22 protein-coding genes are annotated in these 21026 nt (G+C 64.5%); 11 read left to right on the top strand and 11 right to left on the bottom strand.

All coding sequences use genetic code 11. The features are described 5' to 3' along the window. Positions 1–21: 21 nt before the first annotated feature. From thpR to B0E49_RS05345, 5 genes are all read left to right on the top strand, one after another. Positions 22–606, top strand: a complete 585-nt coding sequence (gene thpR / locus B0E49_RS05325) for an RNA 2',3'-cyclic phosphodiesterase (protein ID WP_077560944.1) — start codon at positions 22–24, stop codon at positions 604–606. A 40-nt stretch (positions 607–646) separates the two neighbouring features. Continuing rightward, positions 647–1285 carry an FMN-binding negative transcriptional regulator gene (locus B0E49_RS05330; RefSeq protein WP_077560946.1) on the top strand — a complete coding sequence of 213 codons (639 nt, stop codon included), beginning with the start codon at positions 647–649 and terminating at the stop codon, positions 1283–1285. Beyond that, entirely contained in the window at positions 1282–1533 is a 252-nt protein-coding gene (locus tag B0E49_RS05335) for a hypothetical protein (protein ID WP_077560948.1), read from the top strand. Before B0E49_RS05330 ends, B0E49_RS05335 begins: the two co-directional genes overlap by 4 nt. Positions 1534–1596: 63 nt before the next feature. Continuing rightward, on the top strand, positions 1597–2979 hold the full coding sequence (gene tadA, locus B0E49_RS05340) for a tRNA adenosine(34) deaminase TadA (protein ID WP_077560950.1): 1383 nt from the start codon (positions 1597–1599) through the stop codon (positions 2977–2979). Positions 2980–2992: 13 nt separating this feature from the next. Continuing rightward, positions 2993–3997 carry an LD-carboxypeptidase gene (locus B0E49_RS05345; protein ID WP_077560952.1) on the top strand — a complete coding sequence of 335 codons (1005 nt, stop codon included), beginning with the start codon at positions 2993–2995 and terminating at the stop codon, positions 3995–3997. Between the two features lie 47 nt (positions 3998–4044). On the opposite strand, the gene B0E49_RS05350 is transcribed toward B0E49_RS05345, so the two are convergent. Beyond that, positions 4045–4395, bottom strand: coding sequence for a hypothetical protein (locus B0E49_RS05350; RefSeq protein ID WP_077560954.1), 351 nt, complete (start codon positions 4393–4395; stop codon positions 4045–4047). A 344-nt stretch (positions 4396–4739) separates the two neighbouring features. Here B0E49_RS05350 and B0E49_RS05355 point away from each other — a divergent pair, with 344 nt between their 5' ends. From B0E49_RS05355 to B0E49_RS05365, 3 genes are read left to right on the top strand one after another with little or no spacing between them, the layout of a single operon-like run. Beyond that, positions 4740–5699, top strand: coding sequence for an adenylate/guanylate cyclase domain-containing protein (locus B0E49_RS05355; protein ID WP_077560956.1), 960 nt, complete (start codon positions 4740–4742; stop codon positions 5697–5699). A 29-nt stretch (positions 5700–5728) separates the two neighbouring features. Then, positions 5729–8236, top strand: a complete 2508-nt coding sequence (locus tag B0E49_RS05360; protein WP_077560958.1) for a penicillin acylase family protein — start codon at positions 5729–5731, stop codon at positions 8234–8236. 28 nt (positions 8237–8264) lie between these two features. Then, positions 8265–9965, top strand: coding sequence for a SulP family inorganic anion transporter (locus B0E49_RS05365; protein WP_077560960.1), 1701 nt, complete (start codon positions 8265–8267; stop codon positions 9963–9965). Here the strand turns inward: B0E49_RS05365 and B0E49_RS05370 are convergent. Both B0E49_RS05370 and B0E49_RS05375 read right to left on the bottom strand, forming a co-directional pair. Next, a complete protein-coding gene (locus B0E49_RS05370) occupies positions 9915–10532 on the bottom strand; it encodes a thioredoxin domain-containing protein (protein WP_077561276.1) in 618 nt (205 codons plus the stop codon). The two genes, B0E49_RS05365 and B0E49_RS05370, sit on opposite strands and share 51 nt — an antisense overlap. A gap of 118 nt (positions 10533–10650) precedes the next feature. Further along, the gene (locus B0E49_RS05375) at positions 10651–11196 is read right to left on the bottom strand and encodes a phasin family protein (RefSeq protein WP_077560962.1); all 546 of its coding nucleotides are present in this window, start codon (positions 11194–11196) and stop codon (positions 10651–10653) included. Between the two features lie 251 nt (positions 11197–11447). Here B0E49_RS05375 and B0E49_RS05380 point away from each other — a divergent pair, with 251 nt between their 5' ends. Together B0E49_RS05380 and B0E49_RS05385 are read left to right on the top strand one after the other, a co-directional pair. Then, entirely contained in the window at positions 11448–11747 is a 300-nt protein-coding gene (locus B0E49_RS05380) for a hypothetical protein (RefSeq protein ID WP_077560963.1), read from the top strand. Beyond that, positions 11747–11941 carry a hypothetical protein gene (locus B0E49_RS05385; RefSeq protein WP_077560965.1) on the top strand — a complete coding sequence of 65 codons (195 nt, stop codon included), beginning with the start codon at positions 11747–11749 and terminating at the stop codon, positions 11939–11941. The genes B0E49_RS05380 and B0E49_RS05385 overlap by 1 nt, the downstream gene beginning before the upstream one ends. Before the next feature lie 593 nt (positions 11942–12534). Here the strand turns inward: B0E49_RS05385 and B0E49_RS05390 are convergent. The 8 genes from B0E49_RS05390 to mltG form a co-directional block, all read right to left on the bottom strand. Next, positions 12535–13962, bottom strand: coding sequence for an efflux transporter outer membrane subunit (locus B0E49_RS05390; RefSeq protein ID WP_077560967.1), 1428 nt, complete (start codon positions 13960–13962; stop codon positions 12535–12537). A 26-nt stretch (positions 13963–13988) separates the two neighbouring features. Then, the gene (locus B0E49_RS05395; RefSeq protein WP_286137818.1) at positions 13989–15263 is read right to left on the bottom strand and encodes an efflux RND transporter periplasmic adaptor subunit; all 1275 of its coding nucleotides are present in this window, start codon (positions 15261–15263) and stop codon (positions 13989–13991) included. Further along, positions 15263–15922, bottom strand: coding sequence for an ankyrin repeat domain-containing protein (locus B0E49_RS05400; RefSeq protein ID WP_077560971.1), 660 nt, complete (start codon positions 15920–15922; stop codon positions 15263–15265). The genes B0E49_RS05395 and B0E49_RS05400 overlap by 1 nt, the downstream gene beginning before the upstream one ends. Then, complete coding sequence (locus B0E49_RS05405) at positions 15919–16725, bottom strand: TatD family hydrolase (RefSeq protein WP_077560973.1); 807 nt, start codon at positions 16723–16725, stop codon at positions 15919–15921. The genes B0E49_RS05400 and B0E49_RS05405 overlap by 4 nt, the downstream gene beginning before the upstream one ends. Before the next feature lie 73 nt (positions 16726–16798). Next, positions 16799–17158, bottom strand: coding sequence for a PilZ domain-containing protein (locus tag B0E49_RS05410; protein ID WP_077560975.1), 360 nt, complete (start codon positions 17156–17158; stop codon positions 16799–16801). 13 nt (positions 17159–17171) lie between these two features. Further along, on the bottom strand, positions 17172–18233 hold the full coding sequence (locus tag B0E49_RS05415; RefSeq protein ID WP_077560976.1) for a DNA polymerase III delta subunit-related protein: 1062 nt from the start codon (positions 18231–18233) through the stop codon (positions 17172–17174). Then, positions 18230–18907 carry a dTMP kinase gene (gene tmk, locus B0E49_RS05420; RefSeq protein WP_077560978.1) on the bottom strand — a complete coding sequence of 226 codons (678 nt, stop codon included), beginning with the start codon at positions 18905–18907 and terminating at the stop codon, positions 18230–18232. Before tmk ends, B0E49_RS05415 begins: the two co-directional genes overlap by 4 nt. Continuing rightward, positions 18904–19932 (bottom strand): endolytic transglycosylase MltG, encoded by a 1029-nt coding sequence (mltG, locus tag B0E49_RS05425; protein WP_077560980.1) that lies wholly within the window; start codon positions 19930–19932, stop codon positions 18904–18906. The genes tmk and mltG overlap by 4 nt, the downstream gene beginning before the upstream one ends. Before the next feature lie 46 nt (positions 19933–19978). Here mltG and ygfZ point away from each other — a divergent pair, with 46 nt between their 5' ends. After that, a complete protein-coding gene (ygfZ, locus tag B0E49_RS05430; RefSeq protein ID WP_077560982.1) occupies positions 19979–20944 on the top strand; it encodes a CAF17-like 4Fe-4S cluster assembly/insertion protein YgfZ in 966 nt (321 codons plus the stop codon). Positions 20945–21026 lie beyond the last annotated feature (82 nt).

Raw genomic sequence — 21026 nt, forward strand, 5'->3', positions numbered from 1 at the left:
GTGTCCAGACAAATTCCCGGCGTGCCCGGGCAGCTTTCGTTACCCGGGTTCGATGCTCCGTCGCAGCCGACGGACAGGTTGTTCTTCGCTATCTTTCCAGGCGCGACTGCCGCGGCGCGTATCGCGCAGCTTGCACAGCATCTGCGCGGTGAACATGGGTTGAAGGGCAGACCGCTCGCGACGGAGCGCTTTCACATCACGCTGCATCACCTCGGTGACTACGTCGGGCTGCCGCAGAGCGTGGTCGCTGCTGCGGGCGACGCTGCGGCAGCCGTCGTGATGTCGCCTTTCGAGGTCGCGTTCGACCGCGCGGGGAGTTTCTCCGGACGGCCGCGCAACCGGCCGTTCGTGCTGCGCGCAGGCGATGGCGTCGCCGCACTGAGGGCATTTCAGCAGACGCTGGGCGAGGCGATGAAGAAGACCGGGCTCGGGCGCTGGGTGGAGCCGCAGTACACGCCCCACGTGACACTGCTGTACGACGACCGCCACGTCGCCGAACAGGCCATCGAGACGATCGGATGGCGCGTCCACGAGTTCGTTCTCGTGCACAGCCTGCTCGGGCAGGGACTGCATGTGCCACTGGCGCGCTGGCCGCTGCGCGTCTGATCGGGTGAGCCGGCCTGGCATGGGCTAAAGTAAGCACACCATGTACATGCCTCCCCAATTCAACGCCAAAGACCGGGCCCATGCGCTGACGCTCATGCGCAGCCACCCCTTTGCCAGCCTGATCAGCAACGACGACAGCGGTCTGCCGTATGTGACGCACCTGCCGCTGCATCTGGTGGAGCGCGGCGAGCAGCTCGTGCTGCTGGGCCACGTCGCAAAACCCAACCACCATTGGCGCTACCTGCAGGCGCGCCCGACCGCGGTGGTCACGTTCCTCGGCCCGCATGCCTACATGTCGCCCAAGGTCTATCCCGATCTGGCGCGCGTGCCGACCTGGAATTACCTGGCGGTGCATTGCACGGTGCAGGCCACGCTGATCGAAGATCCCAACGGCAAAGATGCGCTGCTCAAGACCCTGATCGGCGACCACGAGCCCGCGTATGCCGAGCAGTGGCGCGCGATGACGCCCGAATTCCAGCTCAAGATGCTCGCCGGCATCGTGGCATTTGAGCTGCAGGTGACCGACTTGCAATGCAAGCTCAAGCTGAATCAGCACCGGCCCGAGGCGTTTGCGCGGATGCGCGAGATTTACGCGGCGGGCGGCGAGGATGATCGCGAATTGGGCGAGTGGATGGACCGGCTCGGCATGCATGCCGGCGAGCCTGGAGGTGGTTCATGAGAGGTTTTTTCGGCCTGGCCGGATTGTTGATCGCACTGGTCATTGTGGGCCTGCTCGTGAAAAAGCAGCTCGCCGCCACGCAGCAGGCGATGCCCGCGCTGCAGCTGCCGGCAGTGCAAGGCGCAGCCGGCCCGGACGGCGCGCCGGCCGCGACGGTCAGGCAGCAAAGCCGGCAGATCGAGCAGCAGTACAAGCAGGCGATCGAGCGAGCGATGCAAAAGGCGCGCCCCGTGCCAGATGATAATTAACAACAAAATCAGGCTGTAGCCCTTAAGGGATCTGCGCTTACAGCTATCGAATCAATAGTGCCGATGGCGGACTCCACTTTCATGCAACTGGCGCTGGCGCAGGCCCGCGAGGCATCTGGCGCGGGCGAGGTGCCGGTCGGTGCCGTGGTGGTCAGGGACGGGCAGGTGATCGCCACGGGCCGCAACAGCCCGGTGAACTCGCGTGACCCGACCGCGCACGCCGAGGTCAACGCGCTGCGCGCCGCCGCGCAGGTGCTCGGCAACTACCGGCTCGATGGCTGCGAGCTGTTTGTCACGCTGGAGCCCTGCGCCATGTGCGCCGGCGCGATGCTGCACGCACGGCTCAAGCGCGTGGTGTTCGGCGCGAGCGATCCCAAAACGGGCGCGGCCGGCTCGGTCGTCAACCTGTTTGCACAGGCGCAGCTCAATCACCAGACCGCGGTGCAGGGCGGGGTGCTGGCCTTTGAGTGCGGCGCCCTGCTACAGGATTTTTTTCAACGAAGGAGGCAAGCCATGCGTGACGACGCTGCAACCAGCCACCCGCTGCGCGAGGATGCGCTGCGCACGCCCGATGAGCGCTTTGCGGGCCTGCCCGGCTATTCGTGGGCGCCGCACTACCTGAACGACCTGCCGGCGCTGGCCGGGCTGCGCCTGCACTACCTGGACGAGGATCCCGGCGGCGCGCCGCTGACCTGGCTGTGCCTGCACGGCAACCCGAGCTGGAGCTACCTGTACCGCAAGATGATCCCGGCGTTCACCGCAGCAGGGCAGCGCGTCGTGGCGCCGGACCTGATCGGCTTTGGCAGGAGTGACAAACCGAAGAAGGAGGGCGCCCACACGTTCAGCTGGCACCGCCAGGTGCTGCTGGAATTGGTCGAGCGGCTGGACCTGCGCAACGTCGTGCTCGTGGTGCAGGACTGGGGCGGGCTGCTGGGCCTGACCCTGCCGCTGGCGGCGCCTGGGCGCTACACCGGCCTGCTCGTGATGAACACCGCGCTCGGTACGGGCGATGTGCCGCTCAGCCCCGGTTTTGTCGCCTGGCGCGAGATGTGCGCCAAAAACCCCGAGTTCGACGTGGCCCGTTTGATCGCGCGCGGCAATCCGCAGCTGAGCGCCGGGGAATGCGCCGCCTACAACGCGCCGTTCCCGGACCGCGGCCACCGCGCTGCGCTGCGCGCCTTCCCGACTATGGTGCCCGAGTTCGAGGATTCCGAGGGCGCCGCCATTTCGCGCGAGGCCCGCGATTTCTGGCAGCACCGCTGGAGCGGCAAAACCTTCATGGCAGTGGGCGAGCAGGATCCGGTGCTGGGATTGCCCGTGATGCGCGGCCTGCAAAAACTCATTCGCGGCTGCGGCGAGCCCATGCTGCTGGCGCAGGCCGGGCATTTTGTGCAGGAACAGGGTGAGCCGATTGCGGTGGCGGCGGTTGATTATTTCGCGCCGTGATAATTGCGTCTTCATGAAAAAACACATCTACATTTATTCCCCCTCGGGTGCCGTGCGCGACAAGGCGGCTTTCAAACGCGGCGTGGCCAGGCTCAAGACCTTGGGCCACGAGGTGGAAATCGACGCGGCGGCGCTGGCCAGCCATCTGCGTTTTGCCGGTGACGACGACACCCGGCTGGCGGCCATCCACCGGGCGGCGGCCAGCGGCGCGGATGTTGCGCTCATCACGCGCGGCGGCTATGGCCTCACGCGCCTGCTGCCGCGTATCAACTACAAGGCGCTCGGCAAGGCCATCGACAAGGGCACGCAGTTCGTTGGCATGAGCGACTTCACGGCGCTGCAAATGGCGGTGCTGGCCAAAACCGGCAAGGTGACCTGGGCCGGCCCGGCGCTGTGTGAGGGGTTTGGCGCGGACGACAAGGCCGATGCCGCAGATGGCCATGGCCCCGGCCAAAGCCTCGGCCCTGACGACATCATGGAGGCGTGTTTCGACGACATGATCACCGGCCAGGGGGAGGGCGCGGGCTGGCGCCAACTGCGCGAAGCCGCCCCGGCTGCTACAAGTTCAGGAGCTGAAAAATCACGCTCACCGAGGGCTAGCAGAACTTTTACCGTGAAACATGCGCCTCTTTGGGGCGGCAACCTTGCCGTGCTGAGTTCCCTGGTGGGCACGCCGTTTCTGCCGCAGATCAAGGGCGGGATTTTGTTTCTTGAAGATGTGGCGGAACACCCCTACAGCATCGAGCGCATGCTCACGCAACTGTTGCACGCAGGGATCCTGGGCGCTCAAAAGGCCATTGTCCTGGGCCAGTTCACCGAGTACAGACTGGTGCCGCACGACAAGGGCTTCAAACTTCAAACCGTCGTGAATTGGCTGCGCAGCCAGGTCAAAATGCCCGTCCTCACCAATTTACCGTTTGGCCATGTGCCGACCAAGGTGTTGCTGCCGGTCGGCGCGCATGTGGAACTGGCCGTCGACGGGCGTGATGCCTTTTTGCTGTGGGGGCACCACCATTGAGTTCGGCGGAGGAGGCGGGCGAGCCCTGCGGGCGTCGCTGCGCCGATTCAGTGGTTGAGTTGCTTGAGCGGGCTGACCCGCGAAGACAGCCCTCCGGGCAGCAGGCCCTGGAACAGGACACTCAGATGCTCGAGCTGCTTCTGTGCCGAGGCTTCGCCATGCAGGCTGGCCAGCGCTTCCATGATTTCGCCACGCAAATACCACAGGCCCTGCACGTCACTGGCAAAACGCAGTTTGCGCATGGTTTGGGGAAAGCTGTCATCCCCGGTTTCGCCCAAGGCATCCAGCATGGCGTGGCGGATGCTCTCCATGCGGCCGGCAGCGACCGTTTTTGACGCCCGGGCCGGCCTGGCCAGCAGGCCATACATACTGAAAAATCTCAACGCTAATTGACGCATTCATTACTCCAACGACTGAGTAAGTCTCTTTTAATGGCTCTACAGTAAGCTCGCAGGGCCCTGAAGGCAAGAAAAATGACATCAATATGGTTATAAAAAAACAACAATCAAATCAATGATTTAACAAATACACCGAAAGTGCTTTCTGGAGCTTGATGCTTTTGGCTTACTCGGGATATTCTGTAGTAAGCCGTATGACCATCCGCAGTCAGACGATGGCCGCAGGAGCAGGGGTGCGGGAATGGCGGGGGTTCGAATTCCCGCCGTCCCCAACACAACCTGAGTGGACCTGAATGCCCTAAACTTATTATTTAGTAACAACCTTTAAGCCGAATATCCATTGCATGGATGCCCCAACGACTGTCGTTTTTGCTGATTTGACCGGGAGTACCGGCGTTTTCGAAACGCTGGGCAATGCCAAAGCCACGCAAGCCATTACCCGCTTGACGCACTGGATTGGACAGGTGTGCGAGGCTCATTCAGGCCGCGTCGTCAAGATGCTGGGGGACGGAGTGCTGGCCGTGTTCCCCGAAGGCGGCCGGGCGGTCGCCGCGGTGATTGAAATGCAGCGCGTGCACCAAAAACGCATCAAAGCCTGGCCCGCCAATCTGCACATGCACTTGCAGGTGGGCGTGGCGTGCGGCGAAATTGTCGAGGTCAATGGCGACTGTTATGGCGATGCCGTCAACGTGGCCTCGCGCCTGAGCGACATGTCGGGCGCCGGCCAGATCTGGGCAACCGACACCGTGATCCAGCAGCTGTCACCCAAAGACGTGCGGTTTCGCAGCCTGGGGCCGATCAACCTCAAGGGTAAAACCGAGGCCCGCGTGATCTACCGCATTGAATGGCAATCGGAAGTGGCGACCGATTTCCTGACCATCGCAGGGGGGCTCGAGCAGGCCGCCGCGCCGCCCGGCGGCACACTGCCAGGCCAGATCGATTTGTCCTGGCTGGATGTCAATGCTTCGTTCAATGCATCGACTTTGCCGATCCATATCGGGCGTGTGGCCGAAGCCGATTTCGTGATCAACGACCCGCGCGTGTCGCGCCTGCACGCCAAAATCGAATGGCGTCAGGGCGCATTCGTGCTGGCGGACATCAGCAGCTACGGCACCTGGGTGCGCTTTACCTCCAATGGCACGGATGTACCCACCGAATTGCCCCTGCGCCGCCAGGAGTGCGTCCTGCTAGGCGCCGGCGAGATGGCGCTGGGTGCACCGTTCAGTGACTTCACGGTGCCGACCGTTGCCTTCCATCTGTCGGCTGGCGTGGTGGCCCTGGCGCACCGCGCCGGCCGGACCTGACTTTGATCACTTTCCGGGGGCGAGACAAAATGACCTGGTTGAAACGCTCAGCCTGGGCCCTCTTGGGGTTGCTGCTTGTGCTGGCCGTGGCCGCGGGCATTTATGCTTGGCGGACTTTTCCGCAACTCGACGGTGAGCTGAAAATCCCCGGCCTGGCCGCCAGCGTCACGGTGCAGCGCGACGGCGCCGATGTGACCCACATCAAGGCCGGATCGGCGCGCGACGCCTGGTTTGCGCTCGGCTATGTGCATGCGCAAGAGCGCGGCTGGCAGCTGGAGTTCAACCGCCGTGTCATGCACGGCGAGTTGTCGCAAGTGCTCGGGCCGGCCACGCTGGAGACCGACAAACTGTTGCGCACGCTCGGTGTCATGCGTGCGGCCCGCGCCCAATTGGCGGGCTTGCCGGCAGATGCGAAAGAGTCACTGCAGGCCTACAGCGACGGCATTAACGCGTTTTACGCCAATACCTCGCAGGCACTGAGCCCCGAGTTCCAGATCCTGGGGGTTCGTCCGGGCGGTGGCTCGGGGCCGGCCTGGACGCCCGAGGACAGCGTGGGCTGGTCGATCATGATGGCGCTCGACTTGGGTGGCAACTGGGGCACCGAGTTTGCCCGGTTATCGGCAGCCAAGGTGCTGAGCACCGAGCATTTGTGGCAATTGTTTCCACCCTATCCCGGCGAGCCGCCGGCCTCCAAAACGGACCTGTCCAAGCTGTATGCCGACCTTGGCGTGTACCGCGCCGAGGCGCCGGCCGCTACGAAATCAATAGCTAAAATCCAATATTCCATAAGGGCCAGTGGCCTTTTTGATTCAAACTTCTCGGCGGGCCTGCGGCAATGGGCTGCCGATTTTTCGCAGAGCGCCGGCACCGTCGAAGGCAAGGGCAGCAACAACTGGGTGGTGGCCGGCACGCACAGCACCAGCGGCAAGCCGCTGCTCGCCAACGACCCGCACCTGGGTTTGAGCGCGCCCGCCATCTGGTATTTTGCCGCGCTGCAGGCGCCCGGACTGAATGTGATCGGGGCCACGCTGCCCGGCCTGCCGTTCGTGGTGCTGGGCCGCACCGACAAGGTCGCCTGGGGCTTCACCAACACAGGCCCGGACGTGCAGGACCTGTACCTCGAGCAGATCAACCCCGCCAACCCAGAGCAATACCGCACGCCGGACGTGGACGGCCAGCCGGTCTGGGCCGAGTTCCAGACGCGGCGGGAAGTCATCAAGGTCAAGAACCAGCCCGACGTCGTGCTGGCGGTGCGTGAGACCCGCCACGGCCCGGTGCTCAGCGACGCGCAGAAAGCCTACGCCGGGTTGCTGGATCTGGGCAAGTACGCGGTGGCACTGCGCTGGAGTGCGCTCGATGCCGACAACCGGACCATGGAGGCCGGCGTCAAGGCCAACCAGGCCCAATCGGTCGACGAGCTGCTCAAGGCCTACGCCGACAACCACTCGCCCATGCAAAACGTGGTGATGGCCGACGTGGGCGGAAACGTGGCGTACAAGGCCGTCGGCAAGGTGCCGCTGCGCCGCCCCGACAACGACATCATGGGCGTGGCGCCGTCGCCTGGCTGGCTCGCAAAATACGACTGGGCCGGCTGGATTCCCGCCAGCGAGACACCGCAGGCTGGTGCCGCGCAGATCGACGCGAAGGGCTGGTACGCCTCGGCCAACCAGCGCATCACGCCGCCCGGCTACCCGTACTTCATGGGGCAGGACTGGGTGGTGCCGTACCGCTTCAACCGCATCGAACAGCTGCTGGCCGCAACGCCCCTGCATGATGTGGCCAGCATGCAGAAAATCCAGGGCGACCAGCTGTCGCTGGCCACGCAAAAACTGCTGCCGTATCTGCAAAAAACGGTATCGACACATCCGCTGGCCGGTGCGGCGCAGCAGCAGCTCAAAACCTTCGACGGCACGGTACGCGCCGACAGCTCGGCGGCGTTGATTTTTGCGGTGTGGGCCGACGAGCTCACGCGCGGGCTGATCGCGCCGCGGCTGGGCCAGGCGCGCTTTGCGGCGATGTACGGCAAGCGCAACTTTCGCGCCACGGTCGAAGACGTGCTGCTGCACAACGACGCCTGGTGGTGTGCGCCGCAGACGTGCCAGGCGCAGTCTGGCGCCGCGCTGACGCGCGCGCTTGATCGGTTGCAGGCCTTGTATGGCAGTGACGTGGCGAAATGGCAATGGGGCGACGCGCACCCGGCTGTCAGCACGCACCGCCCGTTTGGCAGCGTGGCGCTGCTCGCGCCCTTCTTCGACGTCACGGTGCCGACCGGCGGCGACGCCTACACCATCAACGTGGGACAGTATTGGGCGAATGAAGAAAAGATGCCGTTTGCGAGCCGCCACGCGGCCTCGTTGCGCGCTGTGTATGACTTGTCCAACCTGGAAAATTCACAATTCATCTACCAGACGGGGCAGAGCGGGCTGGTGTTCTCCAGGCGCTACCGCGACATGAGCCCGGCTTGGGCCGGCGTGCAGTACCGGCCGCTGCAGATGAACCCGCCCGAGATCCGCCACCGCCTGGTCATGTCGCCCTGAACGGCTGACCCCGAATCTTCCCGGCCCGATGACACGTCCCTTGCGCGCTTCGATCCCGGCTGATTCGGTGGCGGGGTTATCGGTTGCCAGCATCTTGCTGCCGCAAGCCGTGGCGTATGCGGCCATCGCGCATCTCAGCATTCAGCACGCCATCGTTGCGGCGCTGGCGGGCCTGGTTTGCTACGCGGTGGTCGGCGGCAGCCGCTTCGCCGTAGTGGCGCCCACGTCATCGACCGCGGCCTTGCTCGCTGCGGCCGTGCTCTCGCTGAACCCGACCGGAGATGCCGACAGCAGCGCATTGGCGGTCGGGCTGGTGATCATGACCGGCCTCGGCCTGCTGCTGGTGGCCGGTGCCCGGTTAGGGCGCTTGTCGGCCTTCGTTTCGCGCCCGGTCCTGCACGGGTTCTCGTTCGGGCTGGCGCTGACCATCATCATCAACCAGTTGCCGATCCTGGTGGGCTTCGGCTTCGGCGTCAACGCCAGCGGCGGCAATCCTGTCCGGCTGCTGGCTGAATTGCTGGCGCAGGCGAATCATTGGGCGCTCTGGAGCGTGGCGGTCGGCGGCGGGGCGCTCGCGCTGATGCTGCTACTGGCGCGCCGGCCCAAAGTGCCGGGAGCGCTCGCGGTGCTGGCCCTGGGCATCGGCCTGGCCTACGCGGTGGACCTGAACGAACTGCACGTGGCAACGGTGGGGCCCATCGCGTTGACGCTACCCAGCGTGGGGCTGCCGCAATTGTCGATGGACCGCTGGCTGCGCATTGCGGAGTTGGCGGGCGGCCTGCTGGTCATTGTTTTTGCGGAATCCTGGGGCAGCGTTCGCAGCATGGCGCTGCTCCACGGCGATGCGATCGAGCCCAACCGCGAGTTGTGGGCCATTGGCACGTCAAATCTGGTTTCCGGCCTGTTGCAGGGGATGCCCGTTGGGGCCGGCTTTTCGGTCACCGCAGCCAATGAGGCGGCCGGGGCGCAAAGCAAGGGGGCAGCCGTGGTCTGTGCCGCGGCGGTGCTGTTGCTCGTGCTGTTTGGCAAGTCGTTGATCGAGCATATTCCCCAACCTGTTCTTGCCGCCGCCGTGATCAGCGCCCTGATGCACGCATTGAGCCCGGGGCCGCTGCTGATCCTCTGGCGCGTGAATCGGGATCAGTACGTCGCGCTCGCGGCGGTTGCCGCCGTGCTCGCGTTCGGTCTGTTGCATGGCATGTTGATCGCCATCGCCCTGTCGCTGGCCTCGGCCATCCGCGCGTTCAGCCAGCCGGTTGTCAGGGAGTTGGCCGAGCTGGATCAGAGCCGCAACTACATCGACCGTGACAGCCACCCGGAGGCCCGACCCCACGACAAAATATTGATCCTGCGCCCGGAGGAGCCGCTTTTCTTTGCCAGTGTTGAAGGCGTGCTGGTTGAAACCATGGCGCGGCTGGAGGCGCGCAGCGACCTCACGGTGTTGATTCTCAGCCTGGAGCAAAGCGCGGACCTGGACAGCACGGCGGCCGAATGCCTGGTGGATCTGTGTCGCATGCTCGAGCGCCGCGGGAAAACGCTGCTGCTGGCGCGGGTGAAAGATCCGGTGCGCCAACTATTGCTGAAGATGGAGCCGGCGCTCTTCGAGAACCGGCTGTTCTGGAGTGTTGCCGATGCGGTAGCCAGTGCTACCCGGCTGCTGCAGGAGGGCGCTGATCCCTTAGTTGGCGGGGGCGGGGAGGGCCGCGGCAGGCATCTGCAATCCCAGTAGCGTTGCGAGTGCTGCGGTCCCGGAAGCGCCTTCCTGCGTTACCAGCGCGCCGGTCCGGGCGTTCGCGGCGACGATGGTCGGGATGGAGCCAAAACCGAAACGGGTCATCAAGTCGGTGTTTTTCCTGACCTCGGCCCTTTGTGCGTCCATGTCACCGCTGGCCGTGATACCGCCCTGATGGGCGCGCATCGAGGCTTCGTGCGCATCCATCGCGCTGACCGGGTCTTTGGCGGCGAGCAGGGCGGCGCCCTGCTCCGTGCTCGCCGGGTTCAGCAGGCCGACTGGAATCCAGACGAATTTCGCCTGGGGTATCAGCGGCTTGGCGGCGTCCCACAGCTCCGCACAGTGCGGGCATTGGGCATCAAAGAAAACGTAGACCGTATGCGCGCTCATTGGCGCCCCCACCGTGAAACCTTTGGCGTCGGCCGTGACGGCGGCAATGGAGACGGGCTGGGACGCGGCCTTCGCGGTGGTGTCGGCACCCGCTGTGCTGCCGGGCGCCTTGTTGCAGCCGGCAAGTAGAAGGGACACCGCTACGATCGCGGCGCAGAGGAACTTGGTGTTCATGATGGTCAAGAGAGTGGAGGGGGCTTCGGGCAAGAAACGCAGAGCATACCAAGCGCCAAAATACAAATGGCACCCGTAGGTGCCATCTGATCGTCACTGCCCCGAGGCAGCCTGTGATTTAAGCTGCGCGCGTGGCTTTTTTAACCGCATCGACGGCTTGCGTGGTCACTGCCGTGAACTGCGACTGAGCCGCTTCCACTGCCTTCTTGGCCGAAGCCTGGGCCGACTCGACGGTGGACTGACCCGCGGTCAGCGCGCTCTTGAAGGCGGCAACAGCGGATTCGGTTCCAGCGGGAGCGTTCTTTGCGAGGTTTTCGAGCACGCCGTTGAACGCCTTCTGCGCTTCAACCGTCTTGGCTTCTACGGCCTTGACAAACTCTGCGCCGCTGGCGGCCAGAATGGTCTGGACGTGCTGGAGGTAGGCGACAGATTTCTCGGCCAGCGGCTTGAGCGTGCCAGATTGCAAAGCCAGAAACTCCTGGGCGTCTTTGGCGCCCAGAACGGCCTGGACATGGCCGAACGACTCGTCCAGCAGAGCCTTGGAGGCGGTCATGTTCAACTCGACCAGCTTTTCCATGCTGGCGTGAGCCTGGGACGCCAGGCCTTCGAGGGCTTGCGCATTTGCTTTGTTGGTGGCGATGAATTGTTCGGCGGTGTTGTTCATGTCTATTTCCTTGAGTCTGGTTAAACGGATCGGGTGCCTGCTTCATTTATGTTGCAGTGCAGCATAGACGAATTATAGGGATAACCCGGAGTTGATGGTGATGTTTTGCGCATCCCGCCCCTCATTAGGGATCTTGGTCTATCGGCGATAGCCTCCAGCCGCAGGGTGCATGGCAGTGTCGCCAGGTTGACATGTCGCCTGTGTGTACATACAATGTCCATGTACATATCAACTCCGTTGGAGCAATTCAAATGGCAGCAGCTGTAGAGCGAATCGTTGTGCAGGCGACGGCGCAGGACAAGAGGATCATCGCCGCCAAGGCGAAGAAGCTGGACATTCCGGTTTCTGAATTGATGCGGCGCGGCGCGTTCGCCTACGAATCGAGCGAATCGGACGCGGAACTTGGCGCGCTGGCGGACGCGGCCAAAGGAGCCGCTGACCGCGCCGGTGCGGCGATTGATGACGCCTTGAGCTTCATCGAAGCCAGCAATAGCCGGATTGCGGCGATGGAAGCCAAGGCTGCGAAGGCCTCTGCGCGAAGGACCGCCTGATGGGCGTTACGGAAAAGATTTGGGGAGCCTTTACCTCCGTGATCAAGCTGGAGGATAAGGTCGACCGCCAGGTTGAGGCAATGAAGCATCAGCAGAGCAAGATCGAAGACCTCACAGGCCGGGTTATCCGGCTGGAGGCGCAGCTGGAATTGCTCACCGGGGCGGCCCTGGTCAAGAAGCTCAAGGGCGATTGAGCAAGTCCGAGCGATCGAAAGAATGAGAATCCCCATCGGCACGCGCCAGGGTTCTCAAACGCGTTGCTGAGGGGCAGAGTGAAGTAATCACGTTGGCTGGGATAGGTTGCTCCGACAGCAAAGCAATGCTCATGAATTTTCATTTTAATAATTTAACATAATATACATCGTATAAAGTACAAGCAACGTCATTTAAAGAGACATTTCCAATGCAGGGACGCTCACGCACCAAGCCAGGCTTGGGCCTCGCCACCATCTTTTTTCACATCCGAACGACACGCGACAAGGCCACGCGAAGAAGCTGGCAGCGTCGCGCGCGGCTTGCATTGGCGCAGATAGATTGGCTCACGCCCGCCGAGCGGCATGAAATCTGCGCGGTATGGTCGCGCCCGGATGCAGTGCGCATAGACAGTGCGGCCATGCGCAAGCTGATGGGAAGCAGCGCGCCGCGCAGCGAGTGGGAAACCATCCCGGCCCGTTCCGTGATGCGCGCACGCTTTGATGGCGCGGGCCGTCGGCGCCGCCGGATCAGGAACCCCGAACTATGCCGGCCCGGGCTTTGGCACGGCGAGCCCGCGAACGATCAAACCTTTTCAACCGGGAATGACGCCAGCCGCGTCAGCCCGGCTTCCAGCGTCATGGCCGGTTTCATCCTTCCAGCCGCCGCCCAGGGCTTTGTAGAGCGACACGGTCGCCTTTAATCGCTTTAGCTTGAGCTGGCCCAATTCGTTCTGCACCCCGGCGAGCGAGCGTTGCGTGTCGAGCACCGTCATCAAGTCTTCGGCGCCGGCGCGATAGCGCGCCTCCGAAAGATTGAACGCCAGGCGTGCCTGCTCCCATTCCGTTTGCTTGAGCCTGTCCTGCTCGGCCAGATTGCGAATCTGCCCGAGCGCGTTGTCGACTTCCGCGAAAGCGGCAATCACGGTCGAGCGATATATCTGCAGCAGCTCCTGTTTCTGTTCAAGCGCCAATGCCTGCTGGTTTTTAAGACGGTCCGCATCAAAAATCGGCGCCACGATTCCCGCCCCAAAATTCATCAGCAGGTTGGGCGCGTTCACCAACGAAAGCAGCGCACTGCTTTGTCCGCCCGCCGAACCGGATAGGTTGATACTGGGAAAAAGCGCCGCGTGCGCCGCCATGACATTGGCGTTGGCAGCCGCCAGGTTGGCCTCGGCAGCCCGTATATCAGGACGGCGCGCCAGCAGCTCCGACGGCAAGCCCGGCGATACCTCCGGCAACAGGATGCTGCCCAGGCCCTGTCCGGAAACCGTGAAGGACTGGGCCGGACGACCCAGCAGGACCGCCAGGGCGGTACGCGCTTCGCGCTCCTGCTGCAACAGACTGGGAATCACGGCCTGTTCACCGGCCACGACGGAACGCTGCCTTGCCAGATCGAGCGGCGACGTGGCACCGGCGCGGCTTTGCGCCTCGACCAGTTTCAGCACGCGCTGCGCGTTGGCGACATTTTCCCGGGCAATCGCCAGCTGGTCGCGCAAAGACAGGACCTGCAGATACGTTGACACGATGCCGGTTGTCACGGTCAGGGCCACCGTCTCACGGTCAAAGCGGTTGGCATCAAGGGACGCCTGCGCAGCGGCCAGACCCGCTTTGTTCTTGCCCCAGAAATCGACCTCGTAGCCGATTTCGAGCATGCTGCTGACAGCGTTTGTACCTCGTCCCCAGGGGATTTGCGAGGTGCGGCTGGCGCCGGCGGCAAGGTCCACATTGGGCAGCAACGGGGCGCCCGCAATGCGCGCCGTCGATTCGGCCTGACGCACCCGCGCGACCGCTGCGGCAATCTCCAGATTGCTGGCTCTTCCCTCATTGACCAGCCCGGTCAACTCGGCACTGCCCAGCCGCTTCCACCAATCGCTGTCGGGCCAGATCTGTCCGCCGCCATTGGGCACCTGCCCCCACCCTGCAGGGATCTCCATCGCCAGCGCCGGTTCGTGCGGATCACTGACATGGGCGCATCCGCCGAGCAGCAAACCGGCCGGCACGATGACCGACAGGTTCAACATATACGCTATCCGGAAATTTCGCATTTTCAATGGGATGTGGGGTGAGTCACGGGATTGACGGCGATCCGGTTGCCTGCCGCTGCCGGTGTGTTTGACGCGGGTGCGGCGGCCGGCACGTCGATGACAACCTGCTCTCCAGGCGTCAAACCCGACAACACTTGCGCCTGATGCTGGTTCCGGATCCCGATGCGAACCCTGCGTCGTTGAGGATGCTGGTTTGCGTCAAGAATTTTGAGGCTGTACAGACCATCGCCGTCCGGCTTGCCCAGTGCCGCGACAGGAAGGATTGTGGCGTCATGCGCATGCGCGACGACAAAACTGACCTGCGTGCTCATGCCACTCATCAATTGCAGATTCGCGTTGCCGACTTCGAACAGGACGTTGTAGAAGGTGTCCCTGCCCTGCTCGCCCGATCCGTCGGCCGGTACGGGAACGATTTGCCGAACCTTGCCATACCAGTGCTTGCCGGGATAGCCGGGTGTGGTGAAACTCGCGCTGGTGCCCTTGTGCAGGTGCGGTACATCAATCTCGGCGACGCGCGCCTGCACCGTCAATTTCGACAGGTCCGCGATGCGCACCAACGCCGGCGCCTGCTGATGCGCCGTTACCGCCTGTCCGGGACGCGCCGTCAGCGCGACGACGGTGCCTGAGAAAGGCGCCTTCACCTCGGTATGTTTGCGTGCTTCATCGTCATCCCGGGTGGCGGATTCAGTCTCCAGGATGCGCGCCTTGATGGCTTCCACGCGTGCGGTGGCGGCCGTCATGGCGGCGCGACTGGATTCGAAAGATTCATCGCTGGTCGCGTGGTCCGTTTTCAGCTGCGTCTGGCGCTTGAACTGCAATTGGGCAAAATCGAGCTGTGCCTGCTGCTCGGCCAATCCGGCGCGCAATCCGGCCAGTTGCGCCTGGTTGCCTTCCAGCCGTGCCACCGACACATTCGGTGCGATCTTGATGAGCAGCTTGCCAGCCTTCACCCCATCGCCGACCGCCACGAACACATCGCTGATCTCACCCGATATCGGCGCGCCCAAATCGGCATAGCGGAACAACTGCAGCTTGCCGGACGCGACAACGGTCTGTTCGATATCACCGCGCTGGACTTCCACAGTTTTGATCTTGACGGGCGGCGGGGGGGCAGGCGCGGCAGCGACGGGAGCACGCGAGCGCCCGTTCCACAAATACAAGCCAGCGACCAGCGCCAGCGCGACCGACAACGCAAATGCCGGAACCAGATATTGACGATAGCGGTGGGGTGCCCCTGGCGCGGGCGCATGGGCCACCCTGATTTGCTCGGCTTGCACTACCACTTGCCCTTGGGCTGCCCGGCGCGCACGAACGCGGCAATCAGGTCGGCCGAATCCTGCCGGTTGGCACGTTGCGCAAAATTAATCGCGCTCAAGCCTTTCTGGTTCTTCAGCGTGGGGTCGGCTCCCTCATCGAGCAGCAGCTTGACGGCCGCGGGCGTTCCGTAGGAGGCGGCCATCATCAGCGGCGTGGTCCCGTTGGGCGACGCTGCATCGATGTACGCGCTGTTGTCGAGCAGCAGGCTCATGATTTCAAGGTGGCCGCCGGTCGCCGCGTAATGCAGCGGCGCCCAGCCGGGCTTGTTGACGTCGGCCCCCTTGGCGATCAGTTCGCGCACCATGTCGAGCTCGCCCTTGAGCGCGGCGATCATGAGCGGGCTCTCGTCCTGCTGGTTGCGCACATTCACGTCAATTTTGGGCGCGTCCAGGAGCGCCTGCGCGGCCTTCAGCGCGGGCTCTGCCAGCGCCATCAGCAGGCCATTCTGGCCCTTGGGGTCCGGCGTGTTCGGGTCGAACCCGCGCGCGACGAGCGCCGTGATGGTGCTGGCGTCATCTCGCCTGATGGCCACGAAGAAATCATTGTAGGAGTTGGCCGATGCGTAATTAAATCCAATTAAAACAATGAGGTAAATAATAGTTTTAAAGTAATTTCTCATGAATTGACTCCGCTGAACAGGCGCTCGAAATTGGCGCTGGTGGCGTGTGCAATGTCCTGCACGGGCAGGTTTTTGAGCTGGGCCAGCTGCTGCGCCACGTACGGCACATACGATGGATTATTGGTTTTGCCGCGGTACGGCACGGGCGCCAGGTACGGGCTGTCGGTCTCGATCAGCAGGCGGTCCAGCGGCACAAAGGCCGCCACATCGCGCAGATCCTGGGCGTTCTTGAAGGTCAGGATGCCCGAAAACGAGATGTAAAAACCCATGTCGAGCGCGGCGCGGGCCACCTGCGCCGTCTCGGTAAAGCAGTGAAAAACGCCGCCGGCACTGCCGCTGGCGCCCTCCTCGCCCTCCTCCCGCAAGATCGCCAGCGTGTCGCTGGATGCGCTGCGGGTGTGGATGACCAGCGGTTTGCGCGACTGGCGCGCGGCGCGGATGTGGGTGCGAAAGCGCTCGCGCTGCCACTCCATATCGGCCACGCCGCGCCCGCCCTTGCGCTCGTCCATCTGGTAGTAGTCCAGCCCGGTCTCCCCAATGGCGACCACGCGCGGCAGGGCGGCGCGCTCCAGCAAATCCTGCAGCGTGGGCTCCCGCACGCCCTCGTTGTCGGGGTGCACGCCGACCGTGGCCCAGAAGTTGTCGTAGGTCGTTGCCAGCGAATGGACCGCCTCGAATTCCTCCAGCGTGGTGCAGATGCACAGCGCCCGGTCCACCTGCGCCTCGGCCATGGCGCGGCGTATCTCGGCCAGCTGGGCCAGCAGCTCGGGAAAGGCGAGATGGCAATGGGAGTCAGTAAACATTATTTTTTAAGCAAAACAGGCTGTAGCCCTTGCCCGCTCTACGCAACCAGCTATGGAAGGTATAGCGCGGCGATCAAACGGTTTGTGTCGGCCGGTCCGAGCCCAGGTGCGCACCCAGCATTTCTTCGATCTTGAGCTTGAGCAGGCGGGATTTCTCGTCGTGCGGGAAACGCACGCCCACGCCCTGGGTGCGATTGCCCGACGGCTTGGCCGGCGTCACCCAGGCCACCTTGCCGGCAATCGGGTAGCGCTGCGGGTCGTCGGGCAGGGACAGCAGCACATACACATCGTCGCCCAACCGGTACTCACGCGCGGTGGGAATGAAGATGCCGCCCTCGGTGAACATGGGAATGTAGGCCGCATACAGGGCGGCTTTTTCCTTGATGGCCAGCTGGATGACGCTGGGCCGGGGGGGGGAATGTGAAGTGCTCATGCCGTGGGGTAGCTCAAGCTTTTGAGTTTAGTGCGTTGCGGGCCTGGCTCACAAGGGCTTCCAGCATTAATCCGGCATTGAAAGGGTGTTCGACGGTGCGTGCGGTGCGCGCCAATTCCCTGGACCAGCGCGCCAGCGCGGCGGTGCTCGCCATCGGCAGGTCCGCCGGGTTGAAGTAGCGCGGCGCGCCGCCGACGCTGCCCGCCAGCAGGTCGTGACACAGTTTTTGCAGCGCATCGACCGCTTGCGCGGGCGCCCAGCCGGCCAGGGCGCTGGCGTCGCCCCGGGCCATCGCACGCGGCAGCAGCGACCAGGTTTTAAGGTCGAGCCCGCTTTGCAGGAACTGCAGGGCGTCGTCCGGCCGCCCGCCCGCGGCGCGCAGCACGGCGGCGGCATCCGCGGCCCCAACGCCCTGCTGCTGCAGCCACGCGAGCGCGGAGGCTTCGTCGGGCCAGAGCATGGTGTGGCCCAGGCAACGGCTGTGAATGGTGGGCAGCAACTGGTGCGCGGCTTCGCTGGCCAGCACGAACCGGGCGTCGCCGGGCGGCTCTTCCAGCGTCTTGAGCAGGGCGTTGGCCGTGACGTTGTTCATGCGCTCGGCCGGATACACCAGCACCGCCTTGCCGCGCCCGCGCGCGCTGGTGCGCTGCGAAAACTCCACGGTGTCGCGCATGGCGTCGACCCGGATCTCCTTGCTGGGCTTGCGCTTTTTGTCGTCGATGTCGGCCTGGGCCTTTTCGCCGAGCGGCCAGCCCAGCGCCATCATCACGGTCTCGGGCATCAGCACGCACAGGTCGGCATGGGTGCGCACCTCGATCGCGTGGCAACTGCCGCACTGGCCGCAGGCGCCCTGCGGCGTGGGCGTCTCGCACAGCCAGGCGCGCACCAGTTCGAGCCCGAGCCGGTACTGCCCCAGCCCCGACGGGCCGTGCAGCAGCCAGGCATGGCCGCGCTGGGCCAGCAGCGCGCTGAGCTGCTGCTGCAGCCAGGGCGCCAGGGCGTCGCTCACTGGAGTACCTTCGTGCTGCGCACTGCGGTGCGAGCTTGCTTGGGGGCGGCCCGGCGCGTCACTCATTTCGGCCCTCCGTTCGCGGCGACCATGATGGCGAGCCAGCCCCGGCGCACCATCGCGCTGGTGATCTGCTGCCAGACCTGGTGCCGATCGCCGGCCGCGTCGATGCGGGTGAAACGCTGCGGCGACTGCGCGGCGCGCTGCGCATAGCCTTGCGCGACGCGGCGGAAAAACTCGACCGGCTGGGCCTCGAACTTGTCGGGCACACGCGCACCCGACAGGCGCTGCGCCGCGACCTCGGGCGCCAGGTCGAACCACACGGTCATGTCGGGTTGCCGGATCAAATCGGCCTGCAGCCCTTGCCCACTCTGCACCCATTGCTCCAGAACTGATAGCACGGCAAGATCGAAGCCGCGCCCGCCGCCCTGGTAGGCAAAGGTGGCGTCGGTGAAGCGGTCGCACAGCACCACGTCGCCGCGCGCCAGGGCCGGCTCGATGACCTGCACCAGGTGGTCGCGCCGCGCCGCAAAAATCAGCAGCGCCTCGGTCAGCGCATCCATTGGGTCGTTCAGCACCATGGCGCGCAGTTTTTCGGCCAGCGGTGTGCCGCCCGGCTCGCGCGTCAACGTGACCGCCCTGCCCTGCGCACGAAAGGCCGCGGCCAGCGCCTCGATATGGGTCGATTTGCCGGCGCCGTCTATGCCCTCGAAGCTGATGAAAATGCCGGGCTTGCTCATGGGTTCTGAGGGGGCTGCGGGTTCTGGCCGCGCTGGAATTTGTTGACCGCGCGATTGTGCTCGCCCAGCGACGCACTGAACTCGCTGGAGCCGTCGCCGCGCGCCACGAAATACAGCGCCTTGGTCGCCAGCGGCTGCACGGCGGCCATCAAGGCGCCTTTGCCGGGCATGGCGATCGGGGTCGGCGGCAGGCCGGACCGGGTATAGGTGTTCCAGGGCGTGTCAGTCAGCAGGTCGCTCTTGTGCAGGCTGCCGTCGAATTTGGCGCCCAGGCCGTAGATCACGGTCGGATCGGTCTGCAGCAGCATGCCCAGGCGCAGCCGGTTGCAGAACACGCCGGCAATCATGGGCCGGTCGCCGGCCCGGCCGGTTTCTTTCTCCACGATGCTGGCCAGTACCAGCGCCTCGTCGGGGGTCTTGATCGGCAGGTCGGGCGAACGCTGCGCCCAGGCCGCGGCCAGCCGGGTGTCCATCAGGCGCATCGCGCGTTTGAGCACGGCCAGGTCGCTCGAGCCCTTGGCGTAGCTGTAGGTGTCGGGGTAGAACCGGCCTTCGGGGCTGAGGCCCGGACGCCCCAGCGCGGTCATGATGGAATCATCGCTCAGCCCTTGCGTGTCGGGCCTGAGCTGCTCTGCTTTTGCGAGCGCGTCGCGAAACTGGCGGAAGTTCCAGCCTTCCACCAGCGTGACCGTGCGCAGCGCCTCCTCGCCGCGCACCAGCATGCCGAGCACGCTGCGCGGCGTCGCGCCGGGGTCGATCTCGTAACTGCCGGCCTTGATTTTGCGGGCCTGGCCCGACAGCCGGAACCACCAGAACAGCGCCTGCGGGTTGACCTGCACGCCGGCATCGGCCACCGCCTGCGCCACGCCGCGCGGCGTGGTGCCGGGTTCGATTGACAGGTCCAGGCTGGTCGTGCCGGGCACCATGCGGGCGGCGTTGAGCACCAGCGGCTGGTGCAGCCACCAGGCGGCAGCGCCGGCGCCCAGCGCCAGCAAGAAAAAGAGTCCCAACAACAATCGACGCACAGCCCTACCGCCTCGTGGAAATGATCAGGGCATGATAATTCACCCCATGACTGCCTCGCTGCCCATCACCCCTCCATCTTCATCGTCAAGCGCCGCTGCTGCGCCCCTGAACGGCGTCGCGCCCCTGTCCCACCTGGGCGTTATCCGGGTTGCGGGCGAAGATGCCGCCACGTTCCTGCACGGCCAGCTGACCCAGGATTTCTCGCTGCTCGGTCGGTCCGAGGCCCGACTTGCCGCGTTCTGCTCGGCCAAAGGGCGCATGCAGGCCAGTTTCGTCGGCTTCAAGCGCAGCCCGAGCGAAATCCTGCTGGTCTGCAGCCGCGACCTGCTCGCGCCCACGCTCAAGCGGCTGTCGATGTTCGTGCTGCGCGCCAAGGCTAAATTGACGGACGCGACCGCGGATTTCAGCCTCTTCGGGCTGGCCGGGGATGCTACGAAAGAAATAGCTGGTGGCGCCCATACCGTCTGGGCCAAAGCCGATTTTGGCTCTGCAAACGTGGTGACCTTGTACCCGGCGGGCGGCCAGCCGCGGGCGCTGTGGATCGCGCCCGCTGGCGAGCCCGCGCCAGTGGGGACGCCGCTCGCCACCGAACTGTGGCTGTGGAGCGAGGTGCGCAGTGGCATCGTCACGCTCACCACGCCCCTCGTCGATGCTTTTGTGCCGCAGATGCTCAACTACGAGTCGGTCGGCGGGGTCAATTTCAAGAAGGGCTGCTACCCGGGCCAGGAGGTGGTGGCGCGCAGCCAGTTTCGCGGCACGCTCAAGCGCCGCGCTTATCTGGTGCACTGCGACGCGCCGCCCAGCCCAGGCCAGGAAGTTTTTCACAGTGCCGACGCCACCCAGCCCTGCGGCCTGGTGGCGCAGGCAGCGGCCGCGCCGGCAGGGGGTTTCGATGCGCTGGTGTCGCTGCAGATCAGCGCCACCGAATCGGGTACCTTGCACTTGGGCGCGGCCGGCGGACCTGTGCTGGCCCTGCAAGCCCTGCCCTATCCGCTGCTGCTGGATATTTAGACCAGCCACGCCGCAGTGATCACACTGGTGCAGGCAATGGCGCTCTGCGAGTGCAAGAATCATCGTTGACGGGTAACACCCG

Origin of the sequence: Polaromonas sp. C04 (assembly GCF_002002705.1) — a bacterium.
GTDB lineage: Bacteria > Pseudomonadota > Gammaproteobacteria > Burkholderiales > Burkholderiaceae_C > Rhodoferax_A.

Coding starts and splice junctions, on each gene's coding strand:
- B0E49_RS05330 (WP_077560946.1), top strand. CDS start 647: ATGTACATGCCTCCCCAATTCAACGCCAAAGACCGGGCCCATGCGCTG.
- B0E49_RS05335 (WP_077560948.1), top strand. CDS start 1,282: ATGAGAGGTTTTTTCGGCCTGGCCGGATTGTTGATCGCACTGGTCATT.
- tadA (WP_077560950.1), top strand. CDS start 1,597: ATGGCGGACTCCACTTTCATGCAACTGGCGCTGGCGCAGGCCCGCGAG.
- B0E49_RS05345 (WP_077560952.1), top strand. CDS start 2,993: ATGAAAAAACACATCTACATTTATTCCCCCTCGGGTGCCGTGCGCGAC.
- B0E49_RS05350 (WP_077560954.1), bottom strand. CDS start 4,395: ATGCGTCAATTAGCGTTGAGATTTTTCAGTATGTATGGCCTGCTGGCC.
- B0E49_RS05355 (WP_077560956.1), top strand. CDS start 4,740: ATGGATGCCCCAACGACTGTCGTTTTTGCTGATTTGACCGGGAGTACC.
- B0E49_RS05360 (WP_077560958.1), top strand. CDS start 5,729: ATGACCTGGTTGAAACGCTCAGCCTGGGCCCTCTTGGGGTTGCTGCTT.
- B0E49_RS05365 (WP_077560960.1), top strand. CDS start 8,265: ATGACACGTCCCTTGCGCGCTTCGATCCCGGCTGATTCGGTGGCGGGG.
- B0E49_RS05370 (WP_077561276.1), bottom strand. CDS start 10,532: ATGAACACCAAGTTCCTCTGCGCCGCGATCGTAGCGGTGTCCCTTCTA.
- B0E49_RS05375 (WP_077560962.1), bottom strand. CDS start 11,196: ATGAACAACACCGCCGAACAATTCATCGCCACCAACAAAGCAAATGCG.
- B0E49_RS05380 (WP_077560963.1), top strand. CDS start 11,448: ATGGCAGCAGCTGTAGAGCGAATCGTTGTGCAGGCGACGGCGCAGGAC.
- B0E49_RS05385 (WP_077560965.1), top strand. CDS start 11,747: ATGGGCGTTACGGAAAAGATTTGGGGAGCCTTTACCTCCGTGATCAAG.
- B0E49_RS05390 (WP_077560967.1), bottom strand. CDS start 13,962: ATGTTGAACCTGTCGGTCATCGTGCCGGCCGGTTTGCTGCTCGGCGGA.
- B0E49_RS05400 (WP_077560971.1), bottom strand. CDS start 15,922: ATGAGAAATTACTTTAAAACTATTATTTACCTCATTGTTTTAATTGGA.
- B0E49_RS05405 (WP_077560973.1), bottom strand. CDS start 16,725: ATGTTTACTGACTCCCATTGCCATCTCGCCTTTCCCGAGCTGCTGGCC.
- B0E49_RS05410 (WP_077560975.1), bottom strand. CDS start 17,158: ATGAGCACTTCACATTCCCCCCCCCGGCCCAGCGTCATCCAGCTGGCC.
- B0E49_RS05415 (WP_077560976.1), bottom strand. CDS start 18,233: ATGAGTGACGCGCCGGGCCGCCCCCAAGCAAGCTCGCACCGCAGTGCG.
- tmk (WP_077560978.1), bottom strand. CDS start 18,907: ATGAGCAAGCCCGGCATTTTCATCAGCTTCGAGGGCATAGACGGCGCC.
- ygfZ (WP_077560982.1), top strand. CDS start 19,979: ATGACTGCCTCGCTGCCCATCACCCCTCCATCTTCATCGTCAAGCGCC.